This window comes from Vibrio sp. Vb0349, from assembly GCF_033338975.1.
On sequence record NZ_JAWOTS010000005.1, the window covers coordinates 78,860 to 92,165 of the forward strand.

Annotated in this window: 12 protein-coding genes; 4 read left to right on the top strand and 8 right to left on the bottom strand. The window is 45.8% G+C overall.

Translation table 11 applies throughout. The features are described 5' to 3' along the window. Positions 1-24: 24 nt before the first annotated feature. Positions 25-4,143: a M66 family metalloprotease gene (locus R7Q47_RS08105; protein WP_248486010.1), complete on the top strand. Its 4,119-nt coding sequence runs from the start codon at positions 25-27 to the stop codon at positions 4,141-4,143. A gap of 70 nt (positions 4,144-4,213) precedes the next feature. On the opposite strand, the gene R7Q47_RS08110 is transcribed toward R7Q47_RS08105, so the two are convergent. The 4 genes from R7Q47_RS08110 to R7Q47_RS08125 all read right to left on the bottom strand — a co-directional run bounded on the left by R7Q47_RS08110 (position 4,214) and on the right by R7Q47_RS08125 (position 6,649). Beyond that, positions 4,214-4,396 carry a hypothetical protein gene (locus tag R7Q47_RS08110; RefSeq protein WP_005393690.1) on the bottom strand — a complete coding sequence of 61 codons (183 nt, stop codon included), beginning with the start codon at positions 4,394-4,396 and terminating at the stop codon, positions 4,214-4,216. A gap of 165 nt (positions 4,397-4,561) precedes the next feature. Further along, a complete protein-coding gene (locus tag R7Q47_RS08115) occupies positions 4,562-5,248 on the bottom strand; it encodes a helix-turn-helix transcriptional regulator (protein WP_005374113.1) in 687 nt (228 codons plus the stop codon). 47 nt (positions 5,249-5,295) lie between these two features. Next, on the bottom strand, positions 5,296-5,610 hold the full coding sequence (locus R7Q47_RS08120) for a hypothetical protein (RefSeq protein ID WP_005384326.1): 315 nt from the start codon (positions 5,608-5,610) through the stop codon (positions 5,296-5,298). Positions 5,611-5,725: 115 nt separating this feature from the next. Further along, entirely contained in the window at positions 5,726-6,649 is a 924-nt protein-coding gene (locus R7Q47_RS08125; protein ID WP_005384329.1) for a LysR family transcriptional regulator, read from the bottom strand. 138 nt (positions 6,650-6,787) lie between these two features. Between R7Q47_RS08125 and yjjG the strand changes: the two genes are divergently transcribed. Further along, positions 6,788-7,462, top strand: a complete 675-nt coding sequence (gene yjjG, locus R7Q47_RS08130) for a pyrimidine 5'-nucleotidase (protein ID WP_005374109.1) — start codon at positions 6,788-6,790, stop codon at positions 7,460-7,462. Positions 7,463-7,513: 51 nt separating this feature from the next. After that, the gene (locus R7Q47_RS08135; protein WP_017635078.1) at positions 7,514-8,053 is read left to right on the top strand and encodes an NUDIX domain-containing protein; all 540 of its coding nucleotides are present in this window, start codon (positions 7,514-7,516) and stop codon (positions 8,051-8,053) included. 79 nt (positions 8,054-8,132) lie between these two features. Here R7Q47_RS08135 and R7Q47_RS08140 read toward each other — a convergent pair whose 3' ends face one another. The 4 genes from R7Q47_RS08140 to R7Q47_RS08155 all read right to left on the bottom strand — a co-directional run bounded on the left by R7Q47_RS08140 (position 8,133) and on the right by R7Q47_RS08155 (position 11,359). Then, positions 8,133-8,567, bottom strand: a complete 435-nt coding sequence (locus R7Q47_RS08140; protein ID WP_005480927.1) for a hypothetical protein — start codon at positions 8,565-8,567, stop codon at positions 8,133-8,135. Between the two features lie 20 nt (positions 8,568-8,587). After that, a complete protein-coding gene (locus R7Q47_RS08145; protein ID WP_086047559.1) occupies positions 8,588-9,139 on the bottom strand; it encodes a YtfJ family protein in 552 nt (183 codons plus the stop codon). A 78-nt stretch (positions 9,140-9,217) separates the two neighbouring features. After that, positions 9,218-9,937, bottom strand: coding sequence for a carbonic anhydrase (locus R7Q47_RS08150; protein ID WP_137282850.1), 720 nt, complete (start codon positions 9,935-9,937; stop codon positions 9,218-9,220). A 78-nt stretch (positions 9,938-10,015) separates the two neighbouring features. Then, on the bottom strand, positions 10,016-11,359 hold the full coding sequence (locus tag R7Q47_RS08155) for an OmpP1/FadL family transporter (RefSeq protein WP_258474734.1): 1,344 nt from the start codon (positions 11,357-11,359) through the stop codon (positions 10,016-10,018). 770 nt (positions 11,360-12,129) lie between these two features. On the opposite strand from R7Q47_RS08155, the gene R7Q47_RS08160 reads away from it, so the two are divergent. After that, positions 12,130-13,305, top strand: coding sequence for an efflux RND transporter periplasmic adaptor subunit (locus R7Q47_RS08160; protein WP_140327275.1), 1,176 nt, complete (start codon positions 12,130-12,132; stop codon positions 13,303-13,305). The last annotated feature ends 1 nt before the right edge of the window (position 13,306 follow it).

Here is a 13,306-nt window from a genome sequence, read left to right on the forward strand (position 1 = left end):
ACAACAATTAAGGATATCCAAATAATGTTTAAAAAATTGACTCTGGTGTCAGCAATAACGGCCGCACTTGCAGGCTGTGGCGCAGATGATCAGGCGTATGACTATGTCGAAAGAGATGCAAAAGAAGTCGCAGTAAAAGATCTTAAAGACGGTCGTTGGTTTTACGTTCCGACGACTGGTGCCGCTCCACGCTTTGCTCTTAACCAATTCCCATTCTTGCAAGGTTCACCTCGTTACGTTGAGCTTTGTTTTACCAAAGAAGGTCTGGAAGTTCGCAGTTACGATAAAAACTACCCAGACGCACATCTAAGCAAAGATGCTAATAACTACTGCGGTGAAGAGAAATTTGTCGCAGACGACGACGGCGTTAACTTCGCGCAAGTGCTGACGATTCCGGGTGACTTTGCGGCGTATCGCTGTCAAGAAGACGCGCATGGTGATTGCACCAACAAAGAAGAAACCAACGAAGACGCAAGCCTAAACTACAAGAAGAAAACCCACTTCACTCCTCGTCCTGAAGATCTCGAAATTGCAGAATTCAATATGGAAGATCTGTATGGCATTACCGAAGGCATTGATGAAATTGGCGCACCACGATTGATCTCGTGGGACTTTGACCCTAAAAACGGTCTTCTCAATTTCGAGCTAGAGCGCACGTTCCGTATCGATTTAGATAATATTTCTGATTACATCAACTTTGCAACGAAAGCGAGCTTGGATGAAGCGCTTGTGGATGGCGCGTTTAAATCTCGGTTCTACTATTCGTTAGTGCACGAAAGTGAAGTGGCAACCGAAGGTTACCAACCGATCTTGTACCCAGTGGGTGATGAGAACGACATTGGTTTCTTCACCACGTCGACGAAAAAGCTTAACCCAGTCACGAATAAATACGACCGTGATGTGGTTTACCTCAATCGTTTCAACCCAGATCAAGGCTCTATCAAATATTACTTGAGCGACAATTTCTTTGAAGAGAAGAACAAGTTGCTCTTGGATGCAACGCTGCAATCGATCGACAAGATGAACCACGCGCTGAATGTATTTGGGGCGGATGCAGGCAAGCCTGAAATCGAGATTGTGAACAAAACCAAAGCGGCTGGTATTCACCCAGGTGATCTGCGTTACAACGTGATTAACCTGATTGACGAGCCTCTAGCGAACGGTCTGCTTGGCTATGGCCCGTCGGTTTCTAACCCGATGACGGGGGAAATCATCAAAGGCCACGTGAACCAATACGCAGGCGTTGCAAGAACGGGTGTGCCTTTCTATTGGGATAACCTGGCGCGTTTCTATAATCGTAATCAACTGGACTTAGATGGCTTAGATCCATTGCCAACCAGCAGCGAATCTGTGAAAACAGAAGTTGCGGATAGAATTGAAGCGCTTTCTACAATGGCGGCGATGGCGAGCCTGAAATCGGATGAAAACATTCATGCGCCGCTCGTTTCAAAAGAAGACATCGTTTCTGGAAAAGCAGCGACGAAGAGCCCAACTCAGCTAATGAAAAACTTCAATGATGACATGGAGTTTGAAAAGGTGGTTGAAGCTGAAGAGAACCGTTTGTCTTTCTGGGCAGAGAACAACGTTTATCCAATCGAAGCGTCGTGGGTTTCTTCAACCAACAAGGCCATGTTGGACAACTTGAAGTTGGATGACGAGCGTTACTTTGAGATCAAACTCGATGACGCAGGTAACGAAGTATCGCGTCAGCTTAAGCGTTGGAAATACCTACCAAAAGAGTTGCAAGTGAAAGCCGCAGATGCGATTACGGTTGCGACTTACAGCAATACGCTTGTTCACGAGCTTGGTCATAACATGGGTCTGCGCCATAACTTTAAAGGCTCAAATGACAAAGCGAACTACTACACGCTAGAGCAAGCGCATCAACTTGGTTTGAACAACATTCCTGCTTACAGTTCGACGATGGACTACGCACCAAGCATGTTGGATGAAACGCCAACTTGGGGTCTGTACGACATTGCGGCGTTTAAGTTCGGCTACGGCCGTAAAGTCGAGACGATTCAAGATTCTTCAGGTTCAGCTCCTGCACCTGTTGCGAAACCGGCAGACAGTGCGAGCGATGAAGACAAAGCGGCATATGCTCGTTACCTCGCTGATCAGCAAGCCTACCAACAAAGCTTTGCATACAAGTTTGGCAACAATCCAGACAACACATCGCTGATGGTGTGTTCTGAAGTGAAGGCGCTAACGGGGGACGAGAAAGGCAAATCACTCTACAACTGTGACTTTAGCCGATTCGATATCGCTGCGTTGTCTGATGATCCAGAACTGAATGCGAAAACTCGTTATGGCGCACTTTACTACCTAGATAAAGTGAATGAAATTGAGCGTAAGTCTTACGATTTCTGTACCGATGGGAACGTTTCTCTAAACAGCGACTGTAACCGTTTTGACGAAGGTACAAACCTAGAAGAAATTGTTTCTTACGAGTGGCAGAACTATCTCGATAGCTATGATCGACGCAACTTGGAGTTATATGGGACTACGGGATTATTCTCGTCCGATTATCCTGGTTACTTAGTGCGCCGTTACATGGAAATGAGCGCTATCCGTGACAAGATGGAAGATCTTGAGCGCATCGATAACCTGTACACCAATCTGGGTTACACTTCGTCAACGGATAAGCCGGGTGACTTCTTATTGCGCATTGCTTCAAACCCTCAATACTGTAGCGAAGGCAAAGCCGATAACTCATGGTTCTGTGATTATGCGAATGGGGCGAAAAAATCCGCGGCGTTCTTCCTTGATATCTTGCGCACACCAGAGCATCAATGTGTGATAGAAAATGCGGCAGGCAACCAAAAAGTGATTTCTTTTGGTCAACTGTTAGACAACAACTCACACCAAATTCCGGCTGATTACGATCTTTCAACAGCCAGCTGTTTTGATGATTTGGCAGCACGCTTTATCGAAGATTCAGATGAGGGCTATATAGCTGTTGCGGAAACTGCGAATGGACGCTTCCTAAACTCAATTGGTAGCTTTGACCCGGATTACCCTTGGTCAAATGCGGTGTCTGTGTTGGGTAACTGGCCAGACAAAGCGCTTGCGAGCCACTTCTTAGCACGTCGATTCTCGAACCGTTTTACCGATGAGGTGAGCTTTGCATCGCTGCTTGATATCCCTGGGGTGCAAGCTGAATACGAAGACATCATGGGCAACATCGTGGCAAATGATGCGTTAAATACGCCAGTTAAATTGGTGGGTAAAGACGGTAAGGAATACACCAATCTAAAAGGTGTTACCGTGAACCTACACATCACTGAGCAAATGGAGTCCCTACCACCAATGCCTCGTGGTATTGCAAGATTCCTTGATATTGGCGCAGAAGGTCGCGGACGTGTTGGCGATGTCATCTTGAGAATGGGTGTGCGCCAAATGAAGTCTTACGACTACACAGTGAAGACTCGTGGTCAATCTCAGTTTGATACGTTTACGAAGCAACAAGACCGCTACGGTATTATCGCGGGTGACAAGGTTGAGTTTGTTATCGACGGCGAGAAGTTTGTGGCAACAAAAGCAAACAAGCTGGCTTACGACTACGCAAATCAACTGGTGACGTCCAAAGGTTACGATCTAAAAACGTACCTAGATAGCTATGAGCATGCAACACTAAACAAGGTTGCAGAGAGCATCGATAGCGCTTGGGGGCCATTCCGAACAGCGATTGTCCCAGCGTTCCACGATCCTGTATTGCTGCTGGATGCGCCAATGGTCAACGCAATGAAGCGAACCATTGATGCGGATATCGCGGCAGGTGTGCTGTCGTTCAGCCAGTCTTTCATCAACTTTACGACAGCGAATGTGACTTCGGGTGATTTGGTCATCGATGCAACTTCGGGCACATTGAGCTACAAAGGTGGTAAAGCGCACGATGAGCTGAAAGCGTTCGAAGCTTACACTGATGCGATGCTTTTGATTTACAACGATCACGCCGAAGACATGATGTTCGCGGTCGACAATGTGTACGCAGGGTACATGGCGTCTTCAGATGCTGACAAAGAACTTTGGCTGAAAGATCTCAATATGATTCAAGCGTATTTGCGTGGTGATATTGGCGCTGTAGCTGGTGATTACTACAAGATGCTTGATCGCCTACCAACGGCAGTGAGTTTCCAGTAAATAACTCTTAATTCACTCATACAAAGGCCTGCAGCAATGCAGGCCTTTTTCGTCATAGGATTGATGGAATTTAGGAGTGAAAGATGATCTGTCCGTCTTCTGTCATCACAAGTGTCGCTTTGCTTTGTTCGATAAGTTGGGCAGCATAAGAAGGGGTAACGGCCTGCATATCACCTTTAGATCGAAGAGTTAAAGACTCCCACGCTTGATCTCGATATTTCCCTGCTTGGGTGTATTGAATCAGTACTTTCATAGCTTCACGCTCCGGTGTGGTTGACGTGCTACTTAAGTTAACGATCTTAGGTTTGTTGTGCATCTGTTAAAAATGAAACATTAGTTTAACCCAAATGTGCCTTTCCAAATATCGCGCATTGAGCAGAGCAATTTAGAATCCTTGTGATGAAGGGATGAAAAACACTCAATCTTTCGATTCATACTGCGCAATATAATGTTTGAGAGATTTGGTTTCCGCACTCTGAAACTCTTCATCGTGCATACGCAGTGCTTGGATACGGTCGAGGCGGAACTGGCGGTAGTCATCGCGCAATTCGCACCAGGCGACCAGCGTCCAGACTTTGCCCCAAAAGAACTGGCCTAACGGTTGGATTTTTCTCTCGGTCACCTGTCCGCTTTCATCTTGGTAATCCAAACTGACCTTAAACTGATGATCAATCGCGTGGCGCAGAAGCTGCCCTCGTTTGGCAGTCTCGGATTGGGTGTGATAATCGGGCACAATCAGCGGACAATCTTCCACTTGTTGTTTGAGCTTATCGGGCAATACCGAAAGTATTTTGGTGGACGCAGAGTGAGACGCTTCGGCGAGTTCAACATCCGACCAGGCTCGAACCATCCGCATGCCCAGTTCAAGCGCCATCATCTCTTTTTCTGAGAACATCAAAGGCGGCAGATGAGAGCCAGCTTGCAACAGGTAGCCGACACCTGCTTCACCTTGAATCGGAACACCAGAACTGAGCAACGACTGAATATCGCGATAAATCGTACGTTCGCTAACTTCCATTCTTTCTGCGAGCTCTTTCGCTGTCACGGCGTAACGCTTTGCGCGCAAAAGCGTCAGTAGCTCAAACAGTCGTTCTGATTTGCTCATGATGTTCCTTATCTAGACCTACTGGTTGTTAGTGGTAGTGTGGCTGATTACTTCTCTAGCTCACTGCACATTTTTAAGTTGTGATGTTTAAGCTCGAAGCTTTCGCAGTCAATCATTGATAACAGAGGCTGAAATTCAACGGCTTGCTTAATCTGTTTTCCCGCCTGTTTTGCATCGTCCATTGAACGCCAGTAAATGATGTATGTCCACACATCGTCCGTCGCTTCGTGACTGAGTGAGCGATACAAAAAGCCCGGCAGATTCTTCACAAACGTTTGTGACTGTTTGGCAGCAGCGATCACGTCTTGCTCTGTTGTGCCTGCGGTTAGACGAAATTGCACAGTTTCGATAACGGTTTCCATATTGTGATTCCTTATTGGTTTTGGCGGATTGCCTGTTGAGTTCCAAATAAGGTTACGCGGATGGAATGTCAGAACATGTCAGTAGTGAAATCTCACTCACTTATCATCAATATGGTTATTTTTCTGGGCTGTTGTAACGATCCCAGTAAGGTAAATCTGTGCCGAGTTTTTCGCTGATAAAATCGATAAAGGCTCTTACTTTCAACGGCATGTGCTTGCGCTCAGGAAAAACCGCATAAATGGCGTGTTCTGGTAGAGAATACTCTTCCATCACCGGTTTTAGATTTCCTGCAGCAAAGTCTCTTCCTGCAATAAACGTCGGCAGTTGAGCAATGCCCGAACCTCTTAACAGCAACTGGCGAATAGCTTCGCTGTTATTGACGATAAAGTTTCCTTTTGGAAGCACTTTGTATTCGCTGCCATTGTTGATGAACATCCATTCGACGCCGCCACGGAAATAGGAGTAGCGCAGGCAGTTGTGACTGACTAAATCACTTGGTTTTTGTGGTGTTCCAAACTCCGCTAAGTAATCTGGCGAGGCACAAAGCACACTTTTACAAGGGGCGAGACGTTTTGCGATTAGATTGGAAGAGGTGAGTTCACCAATACGGATCCCCAAATCAAAACCGTCTTTAACCAAATCGACCATTTTGTCTTCGAGGTTTAAATCCACTTCAATTTTCGGGTAACGAGCGAGAAACTCGCTGATCAAAGGCGCGATATGCAGTACACCGAAAGACATCGGCACGGTAATTTTGAGCCGACCTTGTGGAGAGCCTTGCAGCTCAGATACCGCGTCTACGCCTTGCTGGGCCAGATTGAGCGCTTGAGAAGCGTACTCAAAATAGCGTTCTCCCGCTTCGGTCAGGCTCAGCTTACGCGTAGTTCGGTTAAGGAGACGAATGCCCAAATCGTCTTCTAGTTGGTTGATGCGTTTGCTGATCGCCGATTTCGTCAGATTCAGCTGTTTGGCCGCAAGGGAAAAGCTGCCGCATTCGACAACAGCAACAAAAACGGGCAGGGAGGCAATCGCGTTCACATCAATCTCCTATTATCGTGAAGCATTTATTGTTGAGCACAAGGATACAATTAATTTCCAATTATAGAGATTATCTTCAAGAAGAAAACAATCTAGACTATGCACCAGTATTACGACCTTGATTTTGGGAAGAAGAAAATGAAGTACGATTGGATCCTGTTTGACGCTGACGAAACCTTATTCCACTTTGATGCTTTCAAAGGTTTGCAGCTTATGTTTTCTCGCAAAGGCGTAGATTTTACTGAACAAGATTTTGCTCATTACCAAACCGTAAACAAACCGCTTTGGGTGGATTACCAAGACGGCAAAGTAACGGCAGATGAGCTAAAACATAAGCGTTTTACCGAGTGGGCTGAGAAGTTGAATACCACAACAGCAGATCTCAACAGCGCATTTTTAGAAGCAATGGCCGATATTTGCAGCTTGTTGCCAGGTGCAAAAGAGCTGATGGAAGCGCTGCAAGGCAAAGCTAAAATGGGCATCATCACCAACGGTTTTACAGAGTTGCAAGCGATTCGCCTTGAGCGCACAGGGATGACTGAGTACTTCGATAAAGTGGTGATCTCTGAACAAGTGGGCGTAGCAAAACCGGACTTAGGTATTTTTGAATACGCGATGCAGCAAATGGGCAACCCATGCAAAACGCGCGTACTGATGGTGGGTGACAACCTTCATTCCGATATTCTGGGTGGTAATAATTTTGGTATTGAAACTTGCTGGTTAAATACCACAGGCGCAAGCGTCGATGAGCGTATCGCACCAAATTACACCGTTGAGTCTTTGAGTGAACTAAAGAACATTTTGGTGGCGTAACCGAATCCGGTATTATTCCGCAGTAACCCTCAGAAAAATCAAGGAATAACCATGTCAGACATCAAACAGCTAGACAGCAAAGTCGTTTACCAGAATAAGTGGATGACGGTGCGTGAGGACAAAATTTTACGTCCGAGCGGCGCAGAGGGTATCTATGGTGTGGTCGACAAACCTGATTGTGCTGCGATTCTGGCTATCGATAACGGGATGATTCACTTGGTTCAGCAGTACCGTTACACCGTAGGTCAACGTTGTTGGGAGATCCCACAAGGGGCGTGGGAATCAAACCCAGATGCGGATCATCTTGAGCTTGCCAAAGGCGAGCTGCGTGAAGAAACGGGCATGCAGGCGAGCGCTATGGCGTATGTCGGCGCGCAGTTTATCGCATACGGCTTTTTGAATCAGACATGTCACGTCTACTTCGCCACTGATTTAACGGACGTGGGTAATCAACTCGACAGTGAAGAAGAGGATTTGATCACTCGCGCTTTTTCTGTTGAGGAGTTCGAACAGATGATGATCGACGGCACGATCAAAGATTGTGTCACCATCGCCGCTTATGGTTTGGCGAAGCTGAAGAAATTCATTTAGTTATCCATGACGATTTTTTAATGAAAACAGCGGCCTAGTGCCGCTGTTTTTAGTTTGGGTGAGCTCGTTGAGCCATCGCTTACTCGTCGATTTTCTTACCTAAGATTTCCACTTGCGCTTTTTTAGTCACCCCCGCGACTTGCAGCGCAGTGCTGCCAACCGATTCATAGTTCAACTCGATTTTGTCTAACTTCGCGTTATCTTTTGTTGGTAGGCTTAAGCTTCTTGATGACATGCCTTTAGTCAGAACCCCTAAACTGTCGAACGTCTTTTCCTGACCATCTTTCATGATTACTTTAACGCTTTTCAGATCGACCGTACCTTGCGTACATTTGATTTTTATGTGGCTGAAACGAGCGTTAGCAAATGGTGACAGTGGATTGACTGTGTCGGTTTCCGATTTAAAACTGACGGTCTTATCTGCAATCTTATCCCAATCGTTGTCTCCTGCAACCGATTGGAAAGAGGCTACAGCCGCTAAAAGACAGAGTGCGATGGTGTTGAACAGTTTCATAGCTTTTCCTTACCTTAGGTTTAGATATTCTGTTTAATCAGTTCGATGACGTGTGTGACTTCGTCTTGAGTTAAAGCCCCTTCTTTCACGAATAAAATTTCACCTTGTTTATTTTGTACGATAATCGCAGAACTTTCTTGCTGCAGATCCCAAGTTGTTGCTAATACGCCATTCTTGTCTAACACCATGGAAGACCAAGAGAATGTCTTTTTGCTGTCCTCTGCCGACGATTTAACAAATGTACCGGTTCCCCAAATGGCGTCTTCTTGGTTGATCACGGTTGTGGTCTGATACTGATCTTCAGGAAAGTGAGCGGCAGTGATTGCTGACATCAGCGGCGCGTTCATCTCTTTGGCTTTACTACGACCTGCAATGGCTTGTATCACACGGATTTTGCCTAACATCTGCTGAGTTGCCCAAGGTTGATAAGCCACATCGTCTCCTTGCAGCGTCATTTCGCCATCGGTATCAATGCTGACGGAAGGGGTGGTTTGACCGACAGAAAGGTTATGAGAGAAGGCGAATGTCGGGGCGAGTGAGAGTAAGAGTGACAGAACAGATGGAGTTTTCATTGGGGGGCCTGTAACGAAGTGAGGTTAGAGCGAATCAAAATAAGGGGCAAATACGATGCCCCTTATCGGATTTGGCGATTAGTTAGAAAGTACAACGCGCGCATTTAACGGTTGTAGCGGACGATTGTTTTGTCCCATGACTTCCATAAGTTTCGCGGCTTGATCTTTGGATAAGGTTTGAGTGTCTTTAAGCACAAACCAGCGCACACCTTCTGAACATGGCGGTGTGGTTAAAGAGCCGTTAAATCGATAGTAGTTTGCAGTTTTTGGCAGTAAGTCGTTAATCTCAAACGTATCTTTAAAGAACGTGGTTTGATTCTCTTGTGGGATTGCGTTGATCAGTTTAGACAGTGCTGCGTTTTGATCGCCAGCATCAAACATCACCGAAATTACCGCCAACTCGCCGTCTGCGTTGGCGTGTACAAAGTGCGCTTCAAGTGGATATTGGCGGCCTTTGATTTGGTTTTCTGAAGGTGTGTGGAAATGGAACTGTTGCAGCTCGAACGTCTCGCCATCGATGGTGAAGCTGTTACGTCCGTTCACTTGCGCTTGCAGCGTATGACCATTGTTGGTTAAACCAATGACCTGACCAGTGTACGAAAGGTTCAGTGCTTCCAGTTTTGCATCGGCTGGGTTGTCGATGTTGATTGGGCTTTGGTTTTTCGTGGTTGCGCAGTCTTTGGCGATTTCTCCCCAGTGTTCTGGCCCGTGTTTGTAATTGCCATAGCCCCATTCCGAAGCCTGAGCTGCGCTTAGAGTGAGAAGTGAGAGTGAAAAAGCAAGTAGTGTTTTGTTCATAATAATGTCTCTGTTCGGTCGCTTTGATAAGCGTTGTTACAAGGCAATGACCTAGAGGTTTGATCACTGCCTGACAAATTAGAAACGGTGGCTGAGTTGGGCACCAATTAGGAACGCATTTGAATGGGTTACGCCCGTTACCATCGGTGCAGGAACACCTTCATACGCGTACTCTTCTACGTTGACATCTTCACCAATCAAGTACGTCATGCCGATGTCAACCGTGGTATCTGATGACCATTGGTAAGAGGCACCCGCAGATAACCAGTGACGGTTCGAATCTGGGATAGAAAGCGAAGTCAGCTCATCGACAGGTGTTTTGTCGAACATGTAACCCGTGCGTAGTGTCCAACGTTCATTGGCGTACCAAGTCGCACCGATGGAGTAGTGCGCGGAGTCTTGCCACTGAAAATCTTTTAGCAACTGATCATCAGCTTTCAAGCTGTCAAATGCTGACCAACCAATCCACTGCACAGAATAGTGCAGGGCAAATTTAGGTAAGACGCGGTGATAACCGGAAAACTCCGCAATATCCGGTAGCGGCATAGCAAGTGAGTCGTACGATTCGCCAGCAAAGTGGATGTCACCCTTGGCATCGATATTAGGGCTGTGCTTGTAGCTTAAACCTAAGCGATGACGTTCGTTAAACTCGTACATCATGCCAATATTCGCACCAAGCCCAATGCCGCCGGCTTCCACATCAAGTGCGTTGCCTTTTACGGATCCACAGCGTTGTTCTAGTTCGTTTCCAAGTATGTTCCCACCAACGCAAAAACCCACGTCCATATCGCGGTACAGCTCACCAGAGCCGTAAATCACATCAATACCACCACCGATACTAAAACGATCGTTCACCTTGTATGCCAAGCTTGCGCTAAGGTTGACACTCGCTACGCTGGTGACACCGCCAAAAACAGGTGCGCCATAGTTTGGTTTAAACTCCATGTCGGTTCCGAAGTTGGAATATGCCGATAAGCCTAGATACCAGTCGTCGTTGATAGGGTGAATAAAGTAAAAATTGGGTACAACGGCTGGTTGACCAACGCCATCGACGTCATCAATGTCGGTCACGGTTTGAGAGAAGGACGGGGTAATGTCAACTTGAGGGGACGGAGGAAAACCACCCATACCAACATTGACATCCGCATTAATGTTAGCTCGATGATATTGCGCATTTTTAACGGTAACGTCAGGTTTGACGTAAGTGACACCGAACGATAAGGCATTTTGTTTAAACAGCGTCATCGCTGCGGCGTTGCGGCTGATTACAGACGCATTATCACCAATGACGGCATCACCAGCAAAAGCACGGCCAAGACCCGTCGCAGAATGTTCGTTAATTTGAAAACCACCGGCATACGCCGTCGAGGAGGCTAACCCGATTAATAAATAAATCGGTGAAAGAGTTAATTGTCGCTGCATGTTTTTCTCATGAATTAATTAGAAGTTGTATTGCAACGAAAATCAGTAAAATAAACAAATCTGACCAGTGCATTTAAGAGTAAAACTAACAGTGTGCTGACAATAAGTAAATTTAACTTAATAAATATTTATTGTTGAATTTATTAATGCTTCATGGCGTGAATATAGTGGTTATTTTACGTGTAAATTAAACTCAGAGCCCCTATTTTTATTTTTGCGGTATTACTTCTCTATTTTTATTGTGCTGACTGTTCCCTAACAAACAGAGGCAAATCCAGCGATAAAGTGTCCGTGATGGAAACTCTGAGTCATTTGTATTTCCATTGCATCCCAACGTTGGTAGTTCGAATCAGCAAGAGAACTATCGTTTTAAACCCACATGACACACTCCTCTCGGTCTTACCTGTGTTATGTGGGTATTTTTTATTTAACTTGCCACTTAACTCCTCTTTAAATTCAATCATCAAAATGACCATAATGAAATTTAAATGGATGGCATATTGAATAAGCTTAGATTTTACTGGTTTTTTGGTATTTAAAAGTTTTGTTTATAATACTTATAACTTGAATTTCTATATTAAAAATGATCTTTGTTATATTTATTGAATGATAAAGTTTTGAAGTGACTATAATATCTCGGATTTTTCACGTTAGTGATGTTATTCCTTCAGTATCTTGACGTTAATTTACCTATCTTTACGTCTCGTACCCTGTACGGCTAAGACAAATAGCAGTATAAAATCAAAACTATTATTTACTTCACTCCTGCTATGAAACTCAATAAAAAATGGCTCGTTTTGTGTGGCCTACTCGCTATTGGTGCTGGTGGTTATCATTATCTGCAACGTTCAGAACCCATTTCTCCTTACGCGACAGAAGTCGTTCGCAAAGGCAATATCGAAAAGGCGGTATTAGCCAACGGCATGTTGCAAGCGTCCAAATTGGTGAATGTAGGTGCGCAAGTATCTGGGCAAATTCAACGCCTCGCTGTGAACTTAGGGGATGAGATCAAACAGGGGGACTTGATTGCACAGATTGACAGCCTGACTCAGCAAAACAGCCTCAAAGAAGCCCAAGCGTCTCTTAATAGTCTCAACGCTCAGTACCAGGCTAAGCAAGCGCAGATTAAACAAGCAAACTATGAATACGTGCGCCAAAAAGGCATGTTGGCAGCGAAAGCGAGCTCACGAGCTGATTACGAGAATGCTGAAGCGACGCTCGCCATCTACAAAGCCGAGTTAGCGCAACTGGATGCCGAAATCGAGAAAGCCAAAATCAACGTCGACAATGCGCAGTTAGATCTCGGTTACACCACCATTAACGCACCGATGGATGGCACGGTGGTCTACACCGCGGTGGAAGAAGGACAAACCGTGAACGCCAATCAAACCACGCCAACTATTATCGAGTTAGCCAAGTTAGATACGATGACGGTGAAAGCCGAAATTTCGGAAGCCGATGTGATTTTTGTTCACCCAGGCCAAACGGCGCTGTTCACCATTTTAGGCAAACCGAATCAGCAGTTTAAAGGCACATTGCGCGCCATTGAGCCGGGGCCAACCATCATGGATGGCGATGACAGCGATCTGAGCATTTCAGATAGCGACGCCATTTACTACAACGCTGTATTTGATGTGAAGAACCCGCAAGGTATTTTGCGCATCGGCATGACTGCGCAAGTTTCGATTGTCCTTGAGCAATCGGAAAATACCTTGATTGTCCCTTCACAAGTCCTGCAAAAATCTGGCGGCAAAGGCAACTATACCGTGCCAGTGCTTGAACAGGGCCAAGTGGTGCAAAAGCCCGTGACTGTGGGTATTAACAACAAAGTGAACGCAGAAATTCTCTCAGGTTTGAAGGAGGGCGACCAAGTTGTTCTTGGCAATGCTATGGATGGAGAATCATCAAGCCGAGGTGATCGTCGTCGACCTCCAATGAGGTTCTAAG